This window comes from Micromonospora desertarenae, from assembly GCF_056150265.1.
In genome coordinates, this window is the sequence record NZ_JAXCFQ010000006.1 from 247,029 (window position 1) to 269,811 (window position 22,783).

At 74.3% G+C, this 22,783-nt stretch carries 21 protein-coding genes; 14 read left to right on the top strand and 7 right to left on the bottom strand.

The window, feature by feature from the left end; translation table 11 throughout:
• Nucleotides 1–17: 17 nt before the first annotated feature.
• Nucleotides 18–1,445, bottom strand: a complete 1,428-nt coding sequence (locus SM577_RS15370) for a UDP-glucose dehydrogenase family protein (RefSeq protein WP_302918159.1) — start codon at nucleotides 1,443–1,445, stop codon at nucleotides 18–20.
• 252 nt (nucleotides 1,446–1,697) lie between these two features.
• On the opposite strand from SM577_RS15370, the gene SM577_RS15375 reads away from it, so the two are divergent.
• Nucleotides 1,698–2,867 carry an acyl-CoA dehydrogenase family protein gene (locus SM577_RS15375; RefSeq protein ID WP_302918158.1) on the top strand — a complete coding sequence of 390 codons (1,170 nt, stop codon included), beginning with the start codon at nucleotides 1,698–1,700 and terminating at the stop codon, nucleotides 2,865–2,867.
• Nucleotides 2,868–2,948: 81 nt separating this feature from the next.
• Here SM577_RS15375 and SM577_RS15380 read toward each other — a convergent pair whose 3' ends face one another.
• Entirely contained in the window at nucleotides 2,949–3,599 is a 651-nt protein-coding gene (locus SM577_RS15380; protein ID WP_474587159.1) for a hypothetical protein, read from the bottom strand.
• 23 nt (nucleotides 3,600–3,622) lie between these two features.
• On the opposite strand from SM577_RS15380, the gene SM577_RS15385 reads away from it, so the two are divergent.
• Both SM577_RS15385 and SM577_RS15390 read left to right on the top strand, forming a co-directional pair.
• On the top strand, nucleotides 3,623–4,141 hold the full coding sequence (locus tag SM577_RS15385) for an acyl-CoA thioesterase (RefSeq protein WP_167181792.1): 519 nt from the start codon (nucleotides 3,623–3,625) through the stop codon (nucleotides 4,139–4,141).
• Nucleotides 4,142–4,343: 202 nt separating this feature from the next.
• On the top strand, nucleotides 4,344–6,332 hold the full coding sequence (locus SM577_RS15390; protein WP_302918156.1) for an acetoacetate--CoA ligase: 1,989 nt from the start codon (nucleotides 4,344–4,346) through the stop codon (nucleotides 6,330–6,332).
• Nucleotides 6,333–6,353: 21 nt separating this feature from the next.
• Here SM577_RS15390 and SM577_RS15395 read toward each other — a convergent pair whose 3' ends face one another.
• Nucleotides 6,354–7,043, bottom strand: a complete 690-nt coding sequence (locus tag SM577_RS15395; RefSeq protein ID WP_302918155.1) for a TIGR03089 family protein — start codon at nucleotides 7,041–7,043, stop codon at nucleotides 6,354–6,356.
• A gap of 151 nt (nucleotides 7,044–7,194) precedes the next feature.
• On the opposite strand from SM577_RS15395, the gene SM577_RS15400 reads away from it, so the two are divergent.
• Together SM577_RS15400 and SM577_RS15405 are read left to right on the top strand one after the other, a co-directional pair.
• Nucleotides 7,195–8,340: a glycosyltransferase family 4 protein gene (locus tag SM577_RS15400; RefSeq protein ID WP_474581060.1), complete on the top strand. Its 1,146-nt coding sequence runs from the start codon at nucleotides 7,195–7,197 to the stop codon at nucleotides 8,338–8,340.
• A 123-nt stretch (nucleotides 8,341–8,463) separates the two neighbouring features.
• The gene (locus SM577_RS15405) at nucleotides 8,464–9,552 is read left to right on the top strand and encodes a mannose-1-phosphate guanylyltransferase (protein WP_302918153.1); all 1,089 of its coding nucleotides are present in this window, start codon (nucleotides 8,464–8,466) and stop codon (nucleotides 9,550–9,552) included.
• Here SM577_RS15405 and SM577_RS15410 read toward each other — a convergent pair.
• Nucleotides 9,521–10,129, bottom strand: coding sequence for an NUDIX hydrolase (locus SM577_RS15410; protein WP_302918152.1), 609 nt, complete (start codon nucleotides 10,127–10,129; stop codon nucleotides 9,521–9,523). The genes SM577_RS15405 and SM577_RS15410 overlap by 32 nt on opposite strands.
• Before the next feature lie 39 nt (nucleotides 10,130–10,168).
• On the opposite strand from SM577_RS15410, the gene SM577_RS15415 reads away from it, so the two are divergent.
• Nucleotides 10,169–11,203 carry a hypothetical protein gene (locus SM577_RS15415; RefSeq protein ID WP_302918151.1) on the top strand — a complete coding sequence of 345 codons (1,035 nt, stop codon included), beginning with the start codon at nucleotides 10,169–10,171 and terminating at the stop codon, nucleotides 11,201–11,203.
• A gap of 289 nt (nucleotides 11,204–11,492) precedes the next feature.
• Nucleotides 11,493–12,479 carry an ArsR/SmtB family transcription factor gene (locus SM577_RS15420; RefSeq protein ID WP_302918150.1) on the top strand — a complete coding sequence of 329 codons (987 nt, stop codon included), beginning with the start codon at nucleotides 11,493–11,495 and terminating at the stop codon, nucleotides 12,477–12,479.
• A gap of 99 nt (nucleotides 12,480–12,578) precedes the next feature.
• Here the strand turns inward: SM577_RS15420 and SM577_RS15425 are convergent, their stop codons facing one another.
• Together SM577_RS15425 and cofD are read right to left on the bottom strand one after the other, a co-directional pair.
• On the bottom strand, nucleotides 12,579–13,667 hold the full coding sequence (locus SM577_RS15425) for a coenzyme F420-0:L-glutamate ligase (protein WP_302918149.1): 1,089 nt from the start codon (nucleotides 13,665–13,667) through the stop codon (nucleotides 12,579–12,581).
• Entirely contained in the window at nucleotides 13,664–14,611 is a 948-nt protein-coding gene (gene cofD / locus SM577_RS15430; protein ID WP_474587160.1) for a 2-phospho-L-lactate transferase, read from the bottom strand. The genes SM577_RS15425 and cofD overlap by 4 nt, the downstream gene beginning before the upstream one ends.
• Before the next feature lie 100 nt (nucleotides 14,612–14,711).
• On the opposite strand from cofD, the gene SM577_RS15435 reads away from it, so the two are divergent.
• From SM577_RS15435 to SM577_RS15460, 6 genes are all read left to right on the top strand, one after another.
• Entirely contained in the window at nucleotides 14,712–15,644 is a 933-nt protein-coding gene (locus SM577_RS15435; protein WP_474587161.1) for a hypothetical protein, read from the top strand.
• 487 nt (nucleotides 15,645–16,131) lie between these two features.
• Nucleotides 16,132–18,645 carry a bifunctional FO biosynthesis protein CofGH gene (locus SM577_RS15440; protein WP_474587162.1) on the top strand — a complete coding sequence of 838 codons (2,514 nt, stop codon included), beginning with the start codon at nucleotides 16,132–16,134 and terminating at the stop codon, nucleotides 18,643–18,645.
• Nucleotides 18,646–18,813: 168 nt separating this feature from the next.
• The gene (locus tag SM577_RS15445; protein WP_302918145.1) at nucleotides 18,814–19,089 is read left to right on the top strand and encodes a hypothetical protein; all 276 of its coding nucleotides are present in this window, start codon (nucleotides 18,814–18,816) and stop codon (nucleotides 19,087–19,089) included.
• 15 nt (nucleotides 19,090–19,104) lie between these two features.
• Complete coding sequence (locus SM577_RS15450; RefSeq protein WP_474587163.1) at nucleotides 19,105–20,499, top strand: DUF4331 domain-containing protein; 1,395 nt, start codon at nucleotides 19,105–19,107, stop codon at nucleotides 20,497–20,499.
• 11 nt (nucleotides 20,500–20,510) lie between these two features.
• Nucleotides 20,511–20,864 (top strand): phospholipase, encoded by a 354-nt coding sequence (locus SM577_RS15455; RefSeq protein WP_474587164.1) that lies wholly within the window; start codon nucleotides 20,511–20,513, stop codon nucleotides 20,862–20,864.
• A 471-nt stretch (nucleotides 20,865–21,335) separates the two neighbouring features.
• Nucleotides 21,336–21,593 carry a WhiB family transcriptional regulator gene (locus tag SM577_RS15460; protein WP_007455784.1) on the top strand — a complete coding sequence of 86 codons (258 nt, stop codon included), beginning with the start codon at nucleotides 21,336–21,338 and terminating at the stop codon, nucleotides 21,591–21,593.
• A 111-nt stretch (nucleotides 21,594–21,704) separates the two neighbouring features.
• Here SM577_RS15460 and SM577_RS15465 read toward each other — a convergent pair whose 3' ends face one another.
• Entirely contained in the window at nucleotides 21,705–22,154 is a 450-nt protein-coding gene (locus tag SM577_RS15465; protein ID WP_076471216.1) for a metallopeptidase family protein, read from the bottom strand.
• A gap of 152 nt (nucleotides 22,155–22,306) precedes the next feature.
• Between SM577_RS15465 and SM577_RS15470 the strand changes: the two genes are divergently transcribed.
• Nucleotides 22,307–22,672, top strand: coding sequence for a DUF3499 domain-containing protein (locus SM577_RS15470; RefSeq protein WP_302918142.1), 366 nt, complete (start codon nucleotides 22,307–22,309; stop codon nucleotides 22,670–22,672).
• Nucleotides 22,673–22,783: the final 111 nt, after the last annotated feature.

The window sequence follows — 22,783 nt, forward strand, 5'->3', positions numbered from 1 at the left end:
GTCGGGAAGGGGGACCGTCAGGGGCGGCCCATGCCGCGGTACTCCCAGCCGGCCTGGGTCCACAGGGCGGAGTCGAGGCAGTTGCGGCCGTCGACCACCTTCCGGCCGGCGGCCAGCTCGCCGAGGGCGACCGGGTCGGCGTTGCGGAAGTCGGCCCACTCGGTCAGTACGCAGACCAGGTCGGCGCCGGTGACGGCGTCGTTCATGCTGGCCTCGTAGGTCAGCTCGGGCGCCACCCGGCGGGCGTTCTCGGTGCCCTGCGGGTCGTAGACGTGCACGTCGGCGCCGGCCTTGTGCAGCAGCGCGGCGACGGCCAGCGCGGGCGCGTCGCGTACGTCGTCGGTGTTGGGCTTGAAGGTGGCGCCGAGCACGGCGATCCGGGTGCCGGACAGGTCCGGACCGGCCGGCCCGGAGCGGCGGCCGAGCAGCTCCGCGGCGAGCTGGAGGACCCGGGTCCGGCGGCGCAGGTTGATCAGGTCGACCTCGTGCAGGAAGCGCAGCGCCTCCCCGGCGCCCAGCTCCTGGGCCCGGGCCTGGAACGCCCGGATGTCCTTGGGCAGGCAGGCGCCGCCGAAGCCGAGGCCGGCCTGGAGGAACCGGTTGCCGATCCGGGGGTCGTAGCCGATGGCCCGGGCGAGCTGGGTCACGTCGCCGCCGGAGGCCTCGCAGACCTCGGCCATCGCGTTGATGAACGAGATCTTGGTGGCCAGGAAGGCGTTCGCGGCGACCTTGACCAGCTCGGCGGTGGCGAAGTCGGTCACCACCAGGGGCACCTCCCGGTCCTCGGTGGCGGCCAGGTCGAAGACGCCCTTGTGGGCGGCGTAGAGCATGCCGTTGGCCCACTCGCTCTTGACGCCGACCACGATCCGGTTGGGGCGCAGCACGTCGTCGACGGCGAAGCCCTCCTGGAGGAACTCCGGGCTCCACGCCACCTCGACGCCGAGGTCGGCCGGGGTGTGCTTGCCGACCAGCTGCTCGACCCACTCGGCGGTGCCGACCGGGACGGTGGACTTGCCGACGATCAGCGCCTTGCGGGTCAGGTGCTGGGCGAGGCTGGTCACCGACGCCTCGACGTACGACAGGTCGGCGCCCATGCCGTCGGCCCGCTGCGGGGTGCCGACGCAGATGAAGTGCACGTCACCGAAGTCGGCGGTCTCGGCGATGTCGGTGCTGAACCGCAGCCGCCCGGCGGCCAGGTTGCGCTTGAGCAGCTCGTCCAGACCGGGCTCGTGGATCGGCACCTCGCCCGCGTTCAGCTTGGCGATCTTGTCCGCGTCGACGTCGAAGCCGAGCACCTCGTAGCCCAGTTCGGCGTAACAGATGGCGTACGTCGCGCCGAGGTAGCCGGTGCCCAGGAAGGTGACCCGCGGCCGGGGCGCCCCGGAGGGGGGCGTCACCGCGGCGATGGCGGGTACCGGCTGGATGTTCGGGTACGGGATCGTCACGCCTGTCTTCTCCGCTCGCACTGGCGGCGCTTCGTCGCGTCGCGTTCTGCCGCTGCGGCGCCTGGGCCGGGCACCAGAGGGACTCTATGCCTGTCTGTTCCATCATCGCCGAGCGGCGTGGGCGCTCCGTCAGGTCCAAGCCTACGCGGCGGTAACATCTGCTGAACCGGTCGCTATCCTTCAGTCTGCGCGGTCGGGCGGTCAGGTGACGCTACCGACTGCGCATGATAGCCGTGAAGGGGAGGGGCCGACATGGCCGCAGAGGAGTCGTTCGACGTCTACCGGTTGCCCGAGGAGCACCAGGCGATCCGGGAGGCGGTCCGTGAGGTCTGTGCGGCCAAGGTGGCGCCGCACGCCGCCGAGGCGGACGAGACCGGTGAGTTCCCGAAGGCGTCCTACGACGCGCTGCGGGCCGCTGACTTCCACGCCCCGCACATCCCCGTCGAGTACGGCGGCGCCGGCGCGGACGCCCTGGCCACCGCGATCGTGATCGAGGAGGTGGCCCGCGCCTGCGCCTCCTCCTCGCTGATCCCCGCGGTGAACAAGCTCGGCACCATGCCGCTGCTGCTGGCCGGCTCCGACGAGCTCAAGCGCCGCTACCTGACCAGGGTCGCCTCCGGTGACGCGATGTTCTCGTACTGCCTCTCCGAGCCGGAGGCGGGCAGCGACGCGGCCTCGATGACCACCCGCGCGGTCCGCGACGGCGACCACTGGGTGCTCAACGGCGTGAAGCGCTGGATCACCAACGCCGGGGTGTCCGAGTACTACACCGTCTTCGCGGTGACCGACCCCGCCGCCCGCTCCCGGGGCATCTCCGCCTTCGTGGTCGAGAAGTCCGACTCCGGCGTCAGCTTCGGCGCGCCGGAGAAGAAGCTCGGCATCAAGGGCTCGCCGACCCGCGAGGTCTACCTGGACAACGTGCGGATCCCGGCGGACCGGATGATCGGCGCGGAGGGCACCGGCTTCGCCACCGCGATGAAGACCCTGGACCACACCCGGGTCACCATCGCCGCCCAGGCGGTCGGCATCGCGCAGGGCGCGCTCGACTACGCCAAGGGGTACGTGCAGGAGCGCAAGCAGTTCGGCAAGCCGGTCGCCGACTTCCAGGGCGTGCAGTTCATGCTCGCCGACATGGGCATGAAGCTGGAGGCGGCGCGGCAGTTGACGTACGCCGCGGCCGGCCGGTCCGAGCGCGGCGACGCCGACCTGACCTACTTCGGCGCGGCCGCCAAGTGCTTCGCCTCCGACGCGGCCATGGAGATCACCACCGACGCGGTGCAGCTGCTCGGCGGCTACGGCTACACCCGGGACTACCCGGTCGAGCGGATGATGCGGGACGCCAAGATCACCCAGATCTACGAGGGCACCAACCAGGTGCAGCGCATCGTGATGGCCCGCCAGCTGCTCAAGGGTCTGGCCTAGCGGGGCCGCCGCCGCGGCCGTCGGGGAACCGGCGGTCGCCGGCGGGTCCGGGGCGGGCCGGTCACCCGGCCCGCCCGTCCGTCACTTGATCTCGGTGGTGGTGTCCTCCGTACGGCCGGTCGAGCGGGGCGGCGCCGACCAGGGCGACTCGCCGGCGGTCCGGCGGGGCAGCGGCTCGGTCGGCGTGGGGTCGGGGTAGCCCAGGGTGAGCGGGGCACTGTCCCGGTCCGGCGTCCCCGACGACCAGTCGGTCAGCGTGAAGTCCTGCCCGGTCGGCCCGGCGACCGGCGCCGGCTCGGTCGCCGGTCGCGGCCACTGCCGCCAGCGCTGCCCGCTGAACACCGCCATCAGCAGCAGCAGGCCGATCAGGAACAGCGTGCCGTTCTCCACCGGCAGGCGCAGCGGGAGCGGATCACCGAAGGCCTTCCAGTCGTCCGGGATGCGGTTGCGCACCTGGAACGGCGCGACGAACAGCCCCACGTACGGGACGGCCAGCAACAGCCCGGCCGTCAGCGGGCCGAGCGGGGAGGTGCGCAGCGTGGCGAGCAGGCCCAGCAGGATCCCGCCGACCGCGAGGTAGACGGCCGGCTCGATGAGGTTGGCCGTGTTGAAGGTGCCGATCTCCACCCAGCGGTCGACGGTGCCGGCCGACCCGTCCTGCCCGAGGGCGACCAGCACCCACGTGACGGGTGCCACCACCAATCCGGCGAGGAAGCTCCAGAGATGTCGCATCCGCGCACCGTACCGTTTCCGACATGACAGAGCACCCCTCCGCCGCACCGTCGGGCAAGCCGACGTCGTACTCCCGCGTCACGCTGAGCCGGATCATGACGGCCGTCGACGTCAACCTCTACGGCACCGTGCACGGCGGCGTGCTGATGAAGTTCGTCGACGACGTGGCCGGCGCGGCGGCCGCCCGGCACAGCGGCGGCACGGCGGTCACCGCGGCGATCGACGAGATCGTCTTCTCCGAGGCGGTGCGGGTGGGTGACCTGGTGCACGCCCACGCCCAGGTCAACTGGACCGGGCAGACCTCGATGGAGGTGGGCGTGCGGGTGGTGGCCGAGCGCTGGGACTCGGCCGAGGACGAGCCGGTCCGGGTGGCCACCGCGTACCTGGTCTTCGTCGGCGTGGACGTGGGCGGCGCGCCCCGCCCGGTGCGCCCGGTGCTGCCGGAGACCCCGGAGGACGAGCGCCGGTTCCGGGAGGCGGAGATCCGCCGCGCCCACCGGCTGGCCCGCCGCCGCGCCATCCAGGCCCACCGCGCCGGCTGAGCCGCCGGCACCGGGCGGGTCCGGCCGGCGGCCGGCGGGCGGGCGGCGGGCGGTCGGGATCCACACATCCGTCCGGTCCGGCATGTGGCCCGGCCACGCGCCCTGGACGGCACCCGGTGCGCAGAATGACGATCTGAGGTAGGGCAAGATGGCGCCACGGCCCATTTCACAGCGTCGTGCGGGGCCAGGGGAGGGTGGAGCAGTGACTGACGTGCTGTGGACGCCGCCGGCGGACGTACGCGAGCGGTCCCGGATCGGGACCTACCTGAGCTGGCTGCGCGAGCACCGGGGGCTGGACTTCGCCGACTACGACGCGCTGTGGCGGTGGTCGGTCACCGACCTGGACGCGTTCTGGCGGTCGATCTGGGACCACTTCGAGGTCGTCGCGCACACCCCGCCCACCGCGACGCTGGCCGACCGGCGGATGCCCGGCGCCCGCTGGTTCCCCGGCGCCACGCTCAACTACGCCGAGAACGTGCTGCGGATGCCCGGCCGCGCCGACGGCGACCCGGTGGTCATCGCGCACGGCCAGACCCGGGGGCCGGTCACCCTCACCGCCGCCGGGCTGCGCGAGCAGGTCCGCCGGGTGGCGGCCGGCCTGCGCCGGCTCGGCGTGACCGCCGGCGACCGGGTGGCGGCGTACGCGCCGAACATCCCGGAGACGTACGTGCTGCTGCTCGCCACCAGCAGCCTCGGGGCGGTCTTCTCCTCCTGCGCGCCCGAGTTCGGCACCCGCAGCGTCACCGACCGCTGGCAGCAGATCGAGCCGAAGGTGCTGGTCGCGGTGGACGGCTACCGCTACGGCGACAAGCCGGTGGACCGCCGGGGCGAGGTGGCCGCCATCCGGGCCGCGCTGCCGTCGCTGGAGCACACCGTCGGCATCGCCTACCTCGACCCGGCCGGGCCTCCTCCCGAGGACGCCCTGGCCTGGTCGGAGCTGGCCGCCGCCACCGACGAGCCGCTCACCTTCACCCCGGTCCCCTTCGACCACCCGCTCTACGTGCTCTACTCCTCCGGCACCACCGGCCTGCCGAAGCCGATCGTGCACGGCCACGGCGGCATCCTGCTGGAGCACCTGAAGATGCTCGCCCTGCACCACGACCTGGGCCCGGCCGACCGGTTCTTCTGGTTCACCACCACCGGCTGGATGATGTGGAACTTCCTGGTCTCCGGGCCGGCCGTCGGCGCGGCGATCGTGCTCTTCGACGGCAACCCGGGCCACCCCGACCTGGGGGCGCTCTGGCGGCTGGCCGAGGAGACCGGCACCACGTACTTCGGCACCTCGGCGCCGTTCCTGCTGGCCTGCCGCAAGGCCGGCCTGGTGCCGAAGGAGATCGCCGACCTCTCCGCGCTGCGCGGCCTCGGCTCCACCGGCGCGCCGCTGCCCGCCGAGGGCTTCACCTGGGTGTACGCCGCCGTCGGCGACAGCCTCCAGCTCCAGTCGCTCTCCGGCGGCACCGACGTGTGCACCGGCTTCGTCGGCGGGGTGCCGCTGCTGCCGGTGCACGCCGGGCGGATCACCTGCCGGGCGCTCGGCGCCAAGGTGGAGGCGCGTTCCGGCGACGGCACCCCGGTCATCGGCGAGCTGGGCGAGCTGGTGATCACCGAGCCGATGCCCAGCATGCCGGTCGGGTTCTGGAACGACCCGGACGGCACCCGCTACCGGGAGGCGTACTTCGACCTCTACCCAGGGATCTGGCGGCACGGCGACTGGATCACGATCGACGAGCGCGGTGGCTGCGTGATCACCGGCCGCTCCGACGCCACCCTGAACCGGGGCGGCGTCCGGCTCGGCACCGCCGAGTTCTACTCGGTGGTCGAGGGGCTGGACGAGGTCGTCGACTCGGTGGTGGTGCACCTGGAGGACGACGAGGGCGGCGCCGGTGAGCTGCTGCTCTTCGTGGTGCTCGCCGAGGGCCTGGAACTCGACGACGCGCTGCGCGCCCGGATCTGCCGGGAGCTGCGCACCGCGCTGTCGCCGCGGCACGTGCCCGACGAGATCCACCAGGTCCGGGCGGTGCCGCGCACCCTGTCGGCGAAGAAGCTGGAGGTGCCGGTCAAGAAGATCCTCACCGGCACGCCGGTGGACTCGGCGGCCGCCAAGGGCGCGCTGGCCAACCCCGAGTCGCTGGCGGCGTTCGCCACCTTCGCCCAGCGCCGCGCCACCGAGGACCACCCCACCCCGGCCTGACCCGCGGCGGCGGGGCGGCGCTCAGGCCAGGCTGCGGGTCACCTTCTCGGTCTCCGCGCGCGCCGGGAGGCGGGTGCGGTCGAGGTTGGCGCAGAGGACCGTGCTGGCGGCCGCGGTGAGCGGGGCCAGCAGCCAGTCGACCGGGTCGGGGTGCGCGGCCGTGTCGACCAGGACCCGGTCGCCGGGGGCGATGCCCAGCTCCGCCGCGCGCCCGACCGCGCGGGCGATCAGCTCCGTCTCGCCCGGCCCCGGCGGGGCGTACGGGGTGAACTGGTCGCCGTGCGCGCGTACCTCCACCACGTAGTCGGCGAAGCCCGGCGGCACCTGGGGCAGCGGCAGCGCGAACGGGTGCAGGGCGAGCGCGTACCGCTCGTCGGCCGGCCAGGCGTCCGCCTCGCCGGCCCGGTCGGGGGTGGCGAATAGCGCACCGACCGGCCCCGGTTCCCGGGCCACCGCCAGCCCGGCCGACCAGCAGCCGAGCAGCACCCCGGCGGTCTGCCAGTGCGGCGGCAGCAGCACCCCGGCGGTGTCGCCCGGGCCGAGCGCCGCCCCGTCGACCAGCAGGTTGGCCGTCTTGGCCACCCAGTTCGCCAGCGTCGCGCCGGACAGCTCGGTCCGCTCGCCGGTGGCGTCGTCGTACCAGGTCAGCAGCGGGCGGGTGGGGTCGGGCGCGATCGCGCCGGCGAACACCCGGGCAATGTTGTCGGCCATCGACGCGAACGATACGCCCCCGCGGGCCGTACTCGATGGAGACGTCAAGTCGGCGTACCGTCGGGTCGCAGTCAGCGTCCGCCCCGGGCTCCGGCGTAGGCTTGCCCGGAGTGTTGTTCCCCACAGACCCGCCAGTTCAAGGAGTCGCCCCGTGACCGCCGGTCGCCCGCCCCGCGTGCTCATCGACGCCACGAGTGTCCCCGCCGACCGTGGCGGCGTCGGTAGATACGTCGACGGCCTGCTCGGCGCCCTCGGCAAGGTGTGCGGGTCGGGGGTGGAGCTGGCGGTGGTCAGCCTCCGCACCGATCTCGAGCGCTACACCCGGATGCTGCCCGGCGCGGAGATCATCCCGGCGCCGGCCGCCGTCGCGCACCGCCCCGCCCGGCTGGCCTGGGAGCAGACCGGCCTGCCGCTGCTCGCCCAGCAGGTGGGCGCCCAGGTGCTGCACTCGCCCTTCTACACCTGCCCGCTGCGGGCCGGCTGCCCGGTGACGGTGACCGTGCACGACGCCACCTTCTTCACCGAGCCGGAGCACTACGACAAGTCCCGCCGCACGTTCTTCCGCAGCGCGATCAAGACCTCGCTGCGCCGCGCCGACCGGGTGATCGTGCCCAGCAAGGCGACCCGGGACGAGCTGATCCGGCTGCTCGACGCCGACCCGACCCGGATCGACGTGGCCTACCACGGGGTCGACCACGCCGCCTTCCACGCGCCCAGCGAGGAGGAGAAGGCCCGGGTGCGGGCCCGGCTCGGCCTGGGCAGCAGCAGCTACGTCGCGTTCCTCGGCGCCAAGGAGCCGCGCAAGAACGTGCCCAACCTGATCCGGGGCTGGGCCCGGGCGGTGGCCGACCGCGCCGACCCGCCGGCCCTGGTGATCGCCGGCGGCCAGGGCCACGACGACGACATCGACCGCGCGGTGGCCGAGGTCCCCTCGCACCTGCGCCTGCTGCGCCCCGGCTACCTGCGCTACGCCGACCTGCCCGGCTTCCTCGGCGGGGCGCTGGTGGCCGCCTACCCCTCCTACGGTGAGGGCTTCGGCCTGCCGATCCTGGAGGCGATGGCGTGCGCCGCGCCGGTGCTCACCACCCCCCGGCTGTCGCTGCCGGAGGTGGGCGGCGACGCCGTCGCCTACACCAGCGAGGACGCCGACCAGATCGCCACCGACCTGGCCGCCCTGCTCGACGACGAGCAGCGCCGGGTGACCCTGGCCAAGGCCGGGTTCGACCGGGCCAAGGAGTTCACCTGGGAGTCCAGCGCCGAGGTGCACATCGCGGCGTGGTCCCGGGCCCGGGCCTGACCGCCCGTCGGGGGCCTCGGCCGTCCCGGCGGGTCTCGCCGAGCGGGGCCGGCTGGGGGTGGTCGCGGCCGGCGGTCGGCGACCGCGACGTACCAGGCCGGGCGAATCGGGCATGATGTGCGGGTGATTTACGCCGTCATCCCGGCGGGCGGCAGCGGCACGAGGTTGTGGCCGCTGTCCCGCGCCGGCCACCCCAAGTTCCTCCACCCGCTGACCGGCACCACCGCCTCGCTGCTGCAGGCCACGGTGGAGCGGCTGGCGCCGCTGACCAGCCCCGAGCGCACCCTGGTGGTCACCGGGGCCGCGCACGTGGCCGCGGTGGCCCGCCAGCTGGCCGGCCTGCCGGAGGAGAACATCCTGGTCGAGCCCTCGCCGCGGGACTCGTGCGCGGCGATCGCGCTGGCCGCGGCGGTGATCGCGCTGCGCGACCCGGAGGCGGTGATGGGCTCGTTCGCCGCCGACCACCTGATCGCCCACCCGGAGCGCTGGGTGGCGACGGTCCGCGAGGCGGTCCGCGGCGCCGAGCAGGGGCGGCTGATGACGGTGGGGATCACCCCGACCCGCCCGGAGACCGGCTACGGCTACCTGCAGACCGGCGACCCGGTCGGCGACGGCCCGATGCGCCCGGTCACCGAGTTCAAGGAGAAGCCGAGCGCCGAGGTCGCCGAGGCGTACGTGCGCTCCGGGCACCACCTCTGGAACGCCAGCATGTTCGTCTGGCGGGTGGACGTCTTCCTCGCCGAACTGGCCCGGCAGCAGCCGGCTCTGCACGCCGGGGTCACCGCGATCGCCGCGGCCTGGGGGACCGAGGAGCAGGACGACGTGCTCGGCACCGTCTGGCCGACGCTGCCCCGGATCTCCGTGGACTACGCGGTGATGGAGGGCGCGGCGGCGGCCGGGCGGGTGGCCACCGTCCCCGGCGAGTTCGGCTGGAACGACGTGGGCGACTTCCACACCCTCGGCGACGTGCTGCCGGCCGACGCCGACGGCAACGTCGTGCTGGGCGCGGCGAAGCCGGGGGTGCTGCTGCGGGACAGCAGCAACCTGGTGGTGGTGCCGAACTCCGGCCGGCTGGTGGCCACCGTCGGGGTGCACGACCTGATCGTGGTCGACACCCCGGACGCGGTGCTGGTCTGCCCCCGCGACCGGGCGCAGGACGTCAAGAAGGTCGTCGACGAGCTCAAGGAGCGGGGCGAAGAGGGGCTCGTCTGAGGGCGGCCAGGGCCGGCGCGACGAGCTGTGCGGTCCCGCCGGCCAGCGGCTGCGGCAGCCGCTCCGGCGGGAACCAGCCCAGCGCCTCCGACTCGTCGCTGACCCGTTCCACCGCGTCGGGCGGGGCGACGACGGCGAACCGGACGTCGTAGTGCAGCGAGCCGCCCTGGCAGGCCACCGGGTGGATGTCCACGTCGATCGGCACCGGGTCGACCCGCAGGCCGGCGATCCCGGACTCCTCGGTCGCCTCGCGCAGCGCGGCGCCGGCGAGCGTCCGGTCGGCCGGCTCGCAGTGCCCGCCGAGCTGCACCCAGCGCCGGAACTTGCCGTGCAGGCAGAGCAGCACCCGCTCGCCGGTCGGGTCGAGCACCAGGGCGCTCGCGGTGACGTGCCCGGCGCGGTGCGCCCGGCTCATCGCCACCGGCCCCGCGCCGAGCAGGTCGAGGGTGCGGTCCCGGGCCGCGGCGGCGGCCGCGCTGGTCGGGGCCCAGCCGGCGAGCACGGCGAGCGCGTCGGCGTGCAGCGCCGGGTGCCCGGCCGGGTCGGTGGTGCGGGTGGCGGTCGGTGCGTCCGGCATCCCGACACTGTACGAGCCGCCGGTTCGTACCCTGGCCGGGTGACCCTGCGACTGCTCGAGTTCGTGGTCGGCGGCAACGAGGCCAGCGACCTGCTGCCGGTCCGCTCCGCGGCGCTGCTGCGCGCCCACGGTGCCCGGCGCGGGTTCTGGACGGTGCTCGACGAGGGCCCGGTGGAGCACTGCCTGGCCCTGCTGCTGGAACTCGACGACGGCCGGTGGACGGCCCACCACGTCAGCGCCGACGCGGGGACGGAGAACGGCCGGACCGAGGACGGCGAGGCGCTCGCCCACCACGACGGTTGGGTCTACGTCTTCGGCTCGCACTTCGGCTCCAAGGGCGGGCCGCTGCGCCCGCGGCGCGCCTTCGTGGCGCGGTTCCGGGAGGACGACGCGGCCACCGGGGTGCTGCCGGTGCGGGTGGTGCGCAACCGCTTCCGGCTGCACCGGGCGGTCAACGACGCGCTCACCAAGGCGGCGTTCACCCCGCTGCCGCTCGGTGACCGGGTCCGGTCCCGGTTCGTCGAGGCGACCCTGGCGCGCGGCACCGCCCGGGCGAAGGGCTGGGTGAACCGGCTGACCCCGGACGACCTGCCGCTGAACGTCGAGGCGGCGGCGTTCACCCCGGCCGGCACGGTGCTGCTCGGGCTGCGGTTCCCGGTGACCGTCGACGGCGAGCCGATCCTGGTGGAGCTGGCCGGTGTGCCGGAGATGTTCGCCGACCCGCCGGCCTGGCCGACCGCGGTGGCCGCGTACGCCCTGACCGGGGTGACCCCGCGCGGCGCGCTCACCGGCTTCCGGGCCTTCGCCCCGACGCCCGACGGCGGGTACGCGGCGGTGATCGGCTCGATCGACGCGCTGGGCAAGGGCTCGGTGCTGCTGGACGACCATCCGGCCGGCGGGGACGTCACCTCGCGGCACGTCCGGTTCCGGCTGCCCCCGCAGGGCCACCTGGTCACCGGCGAACTGGTGGCCGACCTGGCGCCGTTCCACCACGTGGAGGGGCTGGCGGAGCTGGACGGGCGGTGCTATTACGTCACCGACGAGGACCACCGGGTCGCGCTCTGGGTCGGCTGAACCGGCGGGTCAGCCGGGACGAGACGACCGGACGGCACCCCTGCGGAGCATGGGCCGCAGACCCTCGTGGTGCCGCCCGGTCACCGGTTCCTCCCCCGGTCCCGGCGCCCAGGGCACGTGGCGCGTCGTCGACGCGCCGGCCTCGTCGGGCATCTGGAAGCATGCCTAACCGTCCCCGGAGGCGTCGAGGTTTTTCAGCCCACGCTTAAAGATGGAGATAAGTGCCGGCCAGGTACAGTGCGAAGGGTCGCCCGCCATCCCCCCTGACCCGGCGGCGCGGGAGCGCACCATGCTGAAGATCTACTTTTCCGGGGAGGACATCCTCCGGACCCGGGTCGCCCCGGGCGCGGACCCGGTCTGGGAGTTGGTCCTCAGCCTGCACCTGCTACAGGGACGCAGCCGTGACCCGCTGATGGCCAACTGGCGGCGCTCGGTGGCCCAGGGGCTGCGCCAGGAGAGCGCCTCCGAACGGCTCCGCCTGCTGCTCGCGCTGAACCCGCCGCGCGGCTACTTTCCCGACTTCCTGACCCCCTACCAGAGCGTCGACGGGTTCGAGGCCGGCCTGGACGCGGTCCGTGGCACGCCGATCCCGCTGCTCCAGCGCGACCTGACCCTGCTGGCCGCCGGCACCACCCTGCCCGAGACGGCGTCCGCGCTGGCCCGGGGCGAGCCGGAGGCGCTGCGCCAGCTCACCGCCGCCATGGAGCAGTACCGGTCGCTGGCCATCAACCCGTACTGGGCGCGGATCCAGGCGGCGGTGGAGGCGGACCGGACGCGCCGGGCCCGGGCCCTGCTCGACGGCGGGGTCGAGGGGCTGCTGGGCAGCCTGCGGCCGGCGATGCGCTGGGAGTCCGGCATGCTCGAGGTACGCGACTATCCGGACAGCCGGGAGCTGCACCTGGACGGGCGCGGGTTGCTGCTGGTCCCGTCGTTCTTCTGCGCGCGTACCCCGGTGGCGCTGCTCGACCCGGCGCTGCCGCCGGTGCTGGTCTACCCGGTCGACCGGCTGGGTGGCCTGGAGCCGGGCGGGGCCGGGTCCGCCGCCGGCCGGGAGGCGCTGGCCGCGCTGCTCGGCCGCACCCGGGCCGCGGTGCTGGAGGCGAGCGACGACGGCTGCACCACCGGCGAGATGGCCCGCCGGTTGCGGATCTCACCGGCCGCCGCGAGCCAGCACGCCACCGTCCTGCGCAACGCCGGCCTCCTGGTCAGCCAGCGCGACCGCAACACCGTCCTGCACACCCTCACCCCCCTCGGCCGCGCCATGCTCGACGCCTGACCCACCCCACCCGGGTCGACGTGCGCCGATCATGAAGTTGTCGCCGGTCGCCTCGGCGGGTCGCGACAACAACTTCATGGCCAACAGGGCGGGAGCGGGTCAGAGGGCGAGGGCGGCGGTGGCGGTGGTGTGGGCGGGGGGCGGGAGGAGGGTGGAGCCGATGCCCTCGGCGGCCAGCGCGGTGCGCAGGCGTTGCAGGTCGGCGCCGAAGCGGACCAGGTCGGCCGGGGCGACCGGGGTGGCCGGGGCGCCGAGCACCAGGGTGCTGGCGTCGGCCGGCCAGCCGGGCACCGCGGCGACCAGTCCGGCGCGTACCTCCTCGTCGGTGACCAGGGTGAAGGTCGTGCCGGGGGCGACCACCTCGGCGACCGCGGCGATCGCCCGGCGTACCGCGGCCGGGTCGGGCGGGGTGGCGCCGGGGCCGTCCGGCAGGGTGGCCGCGGCGGCCAGCCCGGCGGCCCGCGCCTCCGCGGTACCGAGCGAGAAGAGGTCCATCGAGGCGTCCCGGACCAGCGTCGCCGCGCCGGCCCCGTCGTCCGGCCCGGCCGCGTGCAGGTAGCCGCGCACCACCGCGACCGGGACCTGGTCGCACTTGCCCTTGACCAGCTCACCGGCGCCGGCCAACTCGTCGACCACCGCCATCTGGGTGAGCTGGAGCTCGTTGCCGTACGGGTCGGTCTCGCCCCGGTGGTCGCGGATCGCGTCCATCCCGGCCACGCCGAGCGCCACGTCGGTGAGCCCGTTGCGCCAGGGCCGGCCCATGGTGTCGCTGACGATCACCGCGACGTCGACGTGGTAGCGCTCGCGCAGCGCGGCCCGCAGCGCCCGGGCCGAGGCGTCCGGGTCCTTGGGCAGCAGCACCAGCCGGGTCTTGTCGACGTTGGACGCGTCGATCCCGGCCGACGCCATCACGAACCCGTGGTGGGTCTGCACGATCCGGGTGGTGCCCCGGGTCGCCACCACCCGCGCGGTCTCCGCGGCCAGCACCTCGTCCCGCGCGGCGAGCCGGTCCGGTCCGTCCGCCGGGACGTCCACCAGCCGCCCCTCCGCCTTGGAGACGATCTTGCTGGTCACCACCAGCACGTCGCCGTCGCGCAGCCAGGGCGCCGCGGTGGCGATCAGCGCCGCCAGGTCGTCGCCCTCGGTAACGTCGCCGATGCCCAGCACCGGCAGGATCTCCAGCCTCACGTCAACTCCACCGCGGCGCGGACCATGGCCGCCGTCGCCGCCTCGTCGGTCATCCGCAGCGGGACCGCGCGGACCGTCACCTCCGGCACCACGGTGCCCGCGTCCTCCTCGGCGACCAGCCAGCCGTCGAGCAGCCCGCCCGCGGCCCGGCCGCCGTAGAGCCGGCCCACGCCGGCCGCGCTGCACTCGACGCCGAGCACCTCCAGGCAGCGGTCGGCCATCCCGCGGACCGGCGCGCCACCGATGATCGGCGACACGCCGACCACCGGGGCGGGCCCGTCGGCCACCGCCTCGCGCAACCCGGGCACCGCCAGGATCGGCGCCACGCTCACCACCGGGTTGCTCGGCGCGATCAGCACCACGTCCGCGCCGGCGATCGCCTCCGCCACGCCGGGCGCCGGCTTGGCCGTCTCGGCGCCGACGAAGACGAACCGGTGGGTGGGCAACTGGGCCCGGTACCGCACCCACCACTCCTGGAAGTGGATCGCCCGCTGGCCGCCGTCGAGGTCGACCACCACGTGCGTCTCCAGCCGGTCGTCGGTCGCCGGCAGCAGCCGTACGCCGGGCTGCCAGCGGGTGGCCAGCGCCTCGGTCACCGCGTGCAACGGGTAGCCGGCGTTGAGCATCGTGCTGCGCACCAGGTGGGTGGCGACGTCCTTGTCACCCAGGCCGAACCAGGTCGGCTCGGCGCCGTACGCGGCCAGTTCCTCCTTGACCGTCCAGCTCTCCCCGACGCGTCCCCAGCCCCGCTCGGGGTCGGCGCCGCCGCCCAGGGTGTACATGACGCTGTCCAGGTCCGGGCAGACCTTCAAGCCGTGCAGCAGCAGGTCGTCGCCGACGTTGACCACGGCGGTCACCTCGGCGCCGACCTCCCGCGCGTACGCCCGGACGCCGAGCAGGAAGCGGGCGCCTCCGATGCCGCCGGTCAGAACCACGATGCGCATGCCGACCATCCTCGCGCACGTGACGCCGTCGGTCCGCCGGAGGCCGGGGAGACTAGGCTCACGTCGGCAACTGTCCGCTTTCGCCCCCAGGGGGATCTTCGTGACCAGCCCCGCCGAGCCCGCGTCCACCGACGCGACCCGGGCCAGCCAGGTGACAAAGCCGTTCCGCGAACCGGCCGCCCTCGTGCTTCTCGGCGCGAACGCCGTGCTGCTGTTCGTCGGCCTGATCCGGCTGCTGACCCCGACCGAGTACGGCACCTTCACCGGCCGGGCCGGGAGCGCCTTCTACGCGTTCGTCGGCTGGGAGGCGGTGGTGCTGCCGGTGCTGGCCGTGCTGCTGGCCACGCACGTGCAGCCGGCGGTCGCCAAGGCGAAACTGATCACCCAGGTGGCGCTCGTCGAATACGCGGTCAGCGCCCTGTTCGGCGTGCTGACCTTCCTGATCTGGACGGTCGGCCGGCTGGCCGAGGGCGAGGTGCTCGACTCGCTGCTCGGCCTGCTCGCCCGGGTGGCCTGGCTGGCCGTCTTCGCGGTCGCCGCCTACGTCGTCTACACCGTCTGGCGCAAGCTCTACTACGTACCGAAGCCCAAGCCGCAGCCCGGCGTCTACGGCCAGCCCCAGCCCGGCTGGCCGCAGCAGCAGGGCGGCTACCCGGCGCCGGGGCAGCCCGGCGGTTACCCGGTGCCCGGCCAGCCCGGCGCCTACCCGGCCCCCGGCCAGCCGAGCGGCTGGACCGCCCCCGGTCAGTACGGCGGCCAGCCCGCCGCGCCGTACGCCCCGCAGTCGGCGCCCCCGGCGCCGCAGTCCGCGCCGCCGGCCAACCCGGTCCCCGGGTTCGGCCAGTCGGAGAACCCGGTCCCGGGGTTCGGGCAGCCGCAGTCGGCGCCGCCGTTCGGCCAGCCGCCCTCGGCCGACCCGACCCAGGCGATCCCGCGCCAGTCCGCCGAGCCGACCCAGGCCATCCCGCGCGACGGCGACAGCGACCGGACCCAGCGGATCAACCCGGGCGAGAACCCCGACCAACCCCGCTGACCCGGCGCCCCGCGCCGCACCACCACCCGCGCCCCGCGCCGCACCCGCGCCCCGCGCCGCACCCGCGGCGCGGGGCGCGCCCGCGGCGCGGGGCGCGCCGCCTTCCACCCCCCTGTCCGCACCGTCGAACCAGGCCGAACGCCTGCACATTCACTGAACGAGGGGCCTCGCCCGTCGCTGAAGCCCCGCGTTCACTGAAAGTGCGGCCCGCCCCGTCGGCGCGGCCTGGCCCGTGTCCGCGCGGCGCTGCCGGTGCCGGTGCCGGGGCGTGGCTGCACGTTCACTGAAAGAGTGGCCTCGCGCGTCGCTGAAGCCCCTTGTTCACTGAAAGTGCGGCCCGCCCCCTCGCCGTGCCCGCCCCTGTCGGCGCGGCCGCGCCCCGGCCGGCCGGAGCCGGGGTGGGTGGGGGAGTGGTGGGCGGGGTGGGGTTTCCCACCGGGTGGCCGGGGCGGGTGGGGCGGGGCCGATCACCGCATAGGCTGAGCGGATGGTTGATCGCACCGACCCGGGCCCGAGTGACGCGAGCGTGCGCCGGGCCCTGCGCCGGGCCGAGACCGGGCGGGCGCTGGACGTCGACGAGGCGACAGCACTGCTGAGCGCCCGGGGCTCCGCACTGGACGAGTTGCTCCGGATCGCCGCCGCCGTACGCGACGCGGGCCTGCGCGAGGCCGGGCGGCCCGGCGTCATCACGTTCTCCAAGAAGGTCTTCATCCCGCTCACCCGGCTCTGCCGGGACCGCTGCCACTACTGCACCTTCGCCACCGTGCCGCACCGGCTGCCGGCGGCCTTCCTGGACCGCGACGAGGTGCTGGCGATCGCCCGGGCGGGCGCGGCCCTGGGCTGCAAGGAGGCCCTGTTCACCCTCGGCGACCGTCCCGAGGAGCGCTGGCCGGCGGCCCGCCGCTGGCTGGACGAACGCGGGTACGACTCCACCCTGGACTACCTGCGGGCCTGCGCGGTGGCGGTGCTGGAGGAGACCGGGCTGCTGCCGCACCTGAACCCGGGCGTGCTCTCCTGGGCGGAGCTGCAACGGCTCAAGCCGGTCGCGCCGAGCATGGGGATGATGCTGGAGACCACGGCGACCCGGCTCTGGTCGGAGCCGGGCGGCCCGCACTACGGCTCGCCGGACAAGGAGCCCGCGGTCCGGCTGCGGGTGCTCGACGACGCCGGCCGGGTCGGCGTGCCGTTCACCACCGGCATCCTGATCGGCATCGGGGAGACCCCCGCCGAGCGGGTCGACGCGATCTTCGCGATCCGCCGGGCGCACCGCGAGTACGGCCACCTCCAGGAGGTGATCGTGCAGAACTTCCGCGCCAAGCCGGACACCGCGATGCGCGGCATGCCCGACGCGGAGCTGCACGACCTCGCCGCCACGGTGGCGGTGGCCCGGGTGCTGCTCGGCCCGCGGGCCCGGATCCAGGCCCCGCCCAACCTCATCGCCGGCGAGTATGACCTGCTGCTGCGCGCCGGCATCGACGACTGGGGCGGGGTGTCACCGTTGACCCCGGACCACGTCAACCCGGAGCGGCCCTGGCCGCAGCTCGACGAGTTGGCCGGGCACACCGAGAAGTCCGGCTTCACCCTGCGCGAGCGGCTGACCATCTACCCGGAGTACGTCCGGGCCGGCGACCCGTGGCTCGACCCGCGGCTGCTGCCGCACGTGACAGCGCTGGCCGACCCGGCCACCGGCCTCGCCGTCGAGCAGGCCCGGCCGGTGGGCCGCCCGTGGCAGGAGCCGGATGAGGTGTTCGGCGGGCGGACCGACCTGCACGCCACCATCGACACCACCGGCCGCACCGGCGACCGGCGGGGCGACTTCGACAGCGTCTACGGCGACTGGTCCGAGGTGGCCACGAAGGTCGGTGCCGCGCCGGCCGGGTCGGGCGGCGGCGACGCCGACCTGCGGGCCGGGCTGCGGCTGGCGGCGGACGACCCGGGCGCACTGCTCGACCCGCGGCACACCGACGCCGCGCTGGCGCTCTTCGCCGCCGACGGGCCGGCGCTGGACGAGCTCTGCCGGCTGGCCGACGACGTCCGCCGGGACACCGTCGGCGACGACGTGACCTACGTGGTCAACCGCAACATCAACTTCAGCAACGTCTGCTACGTGGGGTGCCGGTTCTGTGCCTTCGCCCAGCGCGAGCGGGACGCGGACGCGTACCGGCTCTCGGTGGACCAGGTCGCGGACCGGGCCGAGGAGGCGTGGGCGGCCGGCGCGACCGAGGTCTGCCTGCAGGGCGGCATCGACCCGAAGCTGCCGGTCACCGGCTACGCCGACCTGGTCCGCGCGATCAAGGCGCGGGTGCCCGGGATGCACGTGCACGCGTTCTCGCCGATGGAGATCGTGACCGCCGCCGCGAAGGCCGGCGTGCCGGTGCGGGAGTGGCTGGGCCTGCTGCGCGACGCCGGGCTGGACACCATCCCGGGCACCGCCGCGGAGATCCTCGACGACGAGGTGCGCTGGGTGCTCACCAAGGGCAAGCTGCCGGCCGCCGCCTGGGTCGAGGTGGTCAGCACGGCCCACGAGCTGGGCATCCGGTCCAGCTCCACGATGATGTACGGCCACGTCGACCATCCCGGTCAGTGGCTGGCGCACTTCCGGGTGCTGGCCGGCGTGCAGGACCGCACCGGCGGGTTCACCGAGTTCGTGGCGCTGCCGTTCGTGCACACCAACGCCCCGATCTACCTGGCCGGCATCGCCCGGCCCGGGCCGACCTGGCGGGAGAACCGGGTGGTGCACGCGATGGCCCGGCTGCTGCTGCACGGGCGGATCGACAACATCCAGTGCTCCTGGGTCAAGCTCGGCGACGAGGGCACGGTGGCCATGCTCCGCGGCGGGTGCAACGACCTCGGCGGGACGCTGATGGAGGAGACCATCTCCCGGATGGCCGGCTCCGCCAACGGGTCCGCCCGCACCGAGGAGCAGTTGCGGGCCATCGCGGCGAAGGCCGGCCGACCGGCCCGCAAGCGCACCACCGCGTACGGTCACCCGCGCCCGTAGCGTCGAACCTTTCCCCGCCGCCGGCCGTACCACTGGATGCCGGCGGCGGTCGCGGCGAGGACCGCCGCCGGCATCCCCCGCAGGGGCCCGGCGGCGTCGTTCCGCGGCGCGGCGCCGGCCCTGGTCCGCCACCCGGGCGCGCCCGCGCCGCAGCCGGAAAGGTTGCCCATGACCAGTGATCAGCGGAAGCGGCCCTGGCCGCGACTGACCCGCCGGCAGACGTTGACCGCGGCGGCCAGCGCAACGCTCGGCGCGGCCGCCCTCACCGTGCCGGGCCTGTCGGCCGCGCAGAACGCCCCGGAGGCGGGCGCCGACGAGCCGATCGTCGTGCACCTGCGGGACGCCGCCGCCGGGAGGCTGGACGTCTTCGTCGGCACCACCCGGATCGAGGTACGCGACCGCGGCCTGGCCGACCGGCTGCGCCGCGCCGCCGGCCGGGCCTGAGCGGAGGTTGGTCACATGTCCTCCCACCGCGAGGCACCGGAGATAGCCAAGGACCCGGTCGCCGACTCGTCCGACCTGTACGCGTTCGTCAGCCCCGACCGGCCCGACACGGTGACGCTGATCGCCAACTACGTGCCGTTGCAACTGCCGTCCGGGGGGCCCAACTTCTTTGAGTTCGGCGACGACGTGCAGTACGACATCAATATCGACAACGACGGCGACTGCCGCGCCGATGTCGTCTACCGTTTCGAATTCACCACCGAGATCACCAATCCGAACAGCTTTCTGTACAACACCGGCCCGATCGACTCGCTGGACAGCGAGAACTGGAACCGGCGGCAGTTCTACAGCCTGACCCGGATCGCCGGCGGCCGGGAGCACCGCCTGGCGCACAAGCTGCCCTGCCCGCCGTGCAACGTGGGCCCGCTCTCCACGCCGAACTACACCGAGCTGGTCCGGCAGGCCACGTACAGCCTCTCCACCGGCGAGCGGGTCTTCGCCGGGCAGCGGGCGGACGGCTTCTTCGTCGACCTCGGCGCGGTCTTCGACCTCGGTACGCTGCGCCCGTTCCAGCAGCTGCACGTGGCCGGCCGGAAGGTCTTCCGGGCCGAGGGCGAGCCGGTGAACGCGACCGACCGGATGAACGTGCACAGCATCGCGCTGCAGGTGCCGCTGGGCACTGTGCGCCGGCGGGCCAACCGTTACGGGGTCACCGACCAGGCGTCGGTGATCGGCGTCTGGACCTCGGCCGCGCGCCGGCAGGCCCGGGTGATCGGCAGCGAACCTGGCCGGGGCGTGGCGGCCGGGCCGTTCGCCCAGGTGTCCCGGCTGGGCAACCCGCTGTTCAACGAGGTCATCGTGCCGATGTCCAGGAAGGACCTGTGGAACTCGCTGCCGCCGACGGAGGACAAGCGGTTCGCCCAGTTCGTCGAGCAGCCGGAACTCGCCGCCCTGCTGCCGGCGCTCTACCCGGGCGTCTTCGCCAACCTGGACCGGCTGAACAAGGCCAAGAAGCCCCGGGCCGACCTGGTGGCGCTCCTGCTGACCGGCGTACCGGCGGGGCTGATCGACGGGTTCGCCAACGCCACCGGCGACATCCAGGCCGACATGCTCCGGCTGAACACGGCGATCCCGCCCAGCCGCCGGCCGGACCGGTTCGGCGTGCTCGGCGGCGACCTGGCCGGCTTCCCGAACGGCCGCCGACCCGTCGACGACGTGGTCACCATCGCGCTCCGGGCGATCGCCGGGCTGACCGTGCCGCTGGTCGACCGGACGTTCCGGCCGGACGCGGCGGCGGCAGCGGTCACCCCGGGGCTGAGCGCCGCGGACGTGACCGCCGGGTTCCTGCCGAACTTCCCCTACCTGGGCACGCCGTACGACGGGTTCACCAACCCGTCGGCGGCGGGGTGACGGGGGAGCGGATGACCGAGCACGCGTACGGGCCGTCGGAGACCGGCAGCGTCGTCCTGGACCTGGGCGGGGACACCGGGGCCCTGATCATCTACACCGGACGGGATCTGCACGGGCGGGAGATCGAGATCAGCCGCACCGCCGACTCGGCGGCGACCGCCGACGACTCGCCGCGTACCCACTCGGCGGTGCGGGAGCGGCGGGTACGCGACGGCACCTTCCACAGTGCCGTCTACCCGGACCTGCCCGCCGGCCTCTATACCGTCTGGTGGGACGACCGTACGCCGGCCGGCGCGGTCACCGTCAGCGGCGGCTCGGTCGCCGAGTTCGTCTGGCCGACCAGGGTCCCGCCGGGTGGCGGCTGACCTCTGCCGGCTCGTCGGGCACCGCGCTCCGTCCACATTGTGGGCGGAGCGCGGTCGGCGTTTCCGGCTCGACGGGCGGCCCTGGCGAAGTCGGGTTAACCTGGCACCCATCAAGATCACCAACTTGGCGGGTGATCTCCCGGGAGTCCTCGCCGGCGCCCTCGTCCCGGGCCGGCGCGGAAACGCCACGGGAGAAAACTCGGGCAACTCGCCGGAGAGGGCGTTACTCGGTCGGGGTCTGAATCGATAGGGCAGGTTGCGAGGCCGGGTGGTCGCGGTGGCCGCCCGGATGCGTGTCGGGAGGGCGACTCCATTATCAAGTTTGGCTTGACGGCGCACGCATTACACGCGTGTAATTTGAATGGGGTTGTTCGCACGGAACGCAACAAAACGGGACCGGACGGACACGCACGCCTTTCGCGTGGGGGGTTGCAGCGGCGATGACGCCGGTGCGCGACAAGGAGGCATCAGATGGACGGCCAGCTTGAGGTGGCCGACCTGCTCGGAAACGCGCCGGAGTGGCAGGAGCGGGCGCTGTGCTCGCAGACCGACCCGGAGGCGTTCTTTCCCGAGAAGGGCGGTTCGACCCGCGAGGCGAAGCGGATCTGCTCGCGCTGCGAGGTCAAGACGGAATGCCTCGAATACGCTCTCGGTCACGACGAGCGGTTCGGGATCTGGGGTGGGCTCTCCGAGCGGGAGCGGCGCAAGCTGAAGCGGCGGGCCGCCTGAGCGGTGCCGGGCCGGGGCGGTGGGGGCCGCCCGGCTCGGGCCCGGGCGCCACGGCGTCCCGACGGGCGGTGACGCGCTCGCCCGGCCGGCTCCGGTCCGCGCTGGCGCGGGTCAGGCCAACTCGTCCGGGTCGACGCCGAGCAGGTTCGCCACCTGCTCGATGATCACGTCATGTACCAGGTCGGCGAGGTCCTCGCGGTCCATCGCGCGGAACTCCAGCGGGCGGCGGTAGAGCACGATCCGGGGCGGCACCTCCTGCCGGCCGGGACGGCCGGGCAGCAGCCGGGCCAGCGGCACCTCGCCGTCCTCCAGCACGTCGGAGTCGTAGACGTTCAGCTCCGGTGGCACGTCCTCCACCGCGAACTCGACCCCGGCCAACTCCTTGGCGAACCGCCGCTCCAGCGTCTCGACGGTGTCCAGGACCAGGTCGTCGAAGACCTCCGCCTTGGTCCGGGCCAGCGGCACGGTCGCCGGCACCAGCCGTCCGCGCAGCCCGCGCCCGTGCCGGTCACGGTGGGCGCGCCGGCCGGAGCCGGGGCGGCGGTGTTCCGGGCTCGTCATGAGGCCAGGGTAGTCCCCGGGCCGGCCTGGCCTGCGGCAGTGCCGCCCCCGTGGCGCGGCGCGGCCACGCCGGGCGAATTGTGATCACCATGACGGGCGTGTCGCAACGCGAAGCGGTGCGCCGGAGCCGGTAATGGAGATACCCTGCCGCCGTGAGGTCACCACGGCGCTGCTCCCGTAACGGCTGCCCCCGGCAAGCGGTCGCCACATTGACCTATGTCTACAACGAGTCGACCGCCGTGGTGGGCCCGCTGGCGGCCTTCGCCGAGCCCCACACGTACGACCTCTGTGAGCCGCACGCCCGGAGCCTGACCGCGCCGCGGGGCTGGGACGTGGTCCGCCACGAGGGCGAGTTCGAGCCCCCGCCGCCCACCACCGACGACCTGGTCGCGCTGGCCGAGGCGGTCCGCGAGGCCGCCCGCCCCACCCCCCGTCCCCCCGAGGACGACCAGAACCTCCCCACCCCCGGCCACACCGCCCGCCGCGGCCACCTCCGCGTAATCCCCCCCAACCACTAACCCCCCCACCGCGCCCCCTCCCCCCGCGCCCGGGGTTCCCGCCGTTGATCATGAGGTTGGCGGCGTTTTCGATCTCCCATGCTGCCGCCAACCCCATGATCGACGGGGTGG

What these genes read in the sequence shown, in the direction of transcription:
- SM577_RS15375 (WP_302918158.1), top strand. Translation starts at nt 1,698, where the DNA reads ATGGCCGCAGAGGAGTCGTTCGACGTCTACCGGTTGCCCGAGGAGCAC.
- SM577_RS15380 (WP_474587159.1), bottom strand. Translation starts at nt 3,599, where the DNA reads ATGCGACATCTCTGGAGCTTCCTCGCCGGATTGGTGGTGGCACCCGTC.
- SM577_RS15385 (WP_167181792.1), top strand. Translation starts at nt 3,623, where the DNA reads ATGACAGAGCACCCCTCCGCCGCACCGTCGGGCAAGCCGACGTCGTAC.
- SM577_RS15395 (WP_302918155.1), bottom strand. Translation starts at nt 7,043, where the DNA reads ATGGCCGACAACATTGCCCGGGTGTTCGCCGGCGCGATCGCGCCCGAC.
- SM577_RS15410 (WP_302918152.1), bottom strand. Translation starts at nt 10,129, where the DNA reads ATGCCGGACGCACCGACCGCCACCCGCACCACCGACCCGGCCGGGCAC.
- SM577_RS15420 (WP_302918150.1), top strand. Translation starts at nt 11,493, where the DNA reads ATGCTGAAGATCTACTTTTCCGGGGAGGACATCCTCCGGACCCGGGTC.
- cofD (WP_474587160.1), bottom strand. Translation starts at nt 14,611, where the DNA reads ATGCGCATCGTGGTTCTGACCGGCGGCATCGGAGGCGCCCGCTTCCTG.
- SM577_RS15440 (WP_474587162.1), top strand. Translation starts at nt 16,132, where the DNA reads ATGGTTGATCGCACCGACCCGGGCCCGAGTGACGCGAGCGTGCGCCGG.
- SM577_RS15445 (WP_302918145.1), top strand. Translation starts at nt 18,814, where the DNA reads ATGACCAGTGATCAGCGGAAGCGGCCCTGGCCGCGACTGACCCGCCGG.
- SM577_RS15450 (WP_474587163.1), top strand. Translation starts at nt 19,105, where the DNA reads ATGTCCTCCCACCGCGAGGCACCGGAGATAGCCAAGGACCCGGTCGCC.
- SM577_RS15455 (WP_474587164.1), top strand. Translation starts at nt 20,511, where the DNA reads ATGACCGAGCACGCGTACGGGCCGTCGGAGACCGGCAGCGTCGTCCTG.
- SM577_RS15460 (WP_007455784.1), top strand. Translation starts at nt 21,336, where the DNA reads ATGGACGGCCAGCTTGAGGTGGCCGACCTGCTCGGAAACGCGCCGGAG.
- SM577_RS15465 (WP_076471216.1), bottom strand. Translation starts at nt 22,154, where the DNA reads ATGACGAGCCCGGAACACCGCCGCCCCGGCTCCGGCCGGCGCGCCCAC.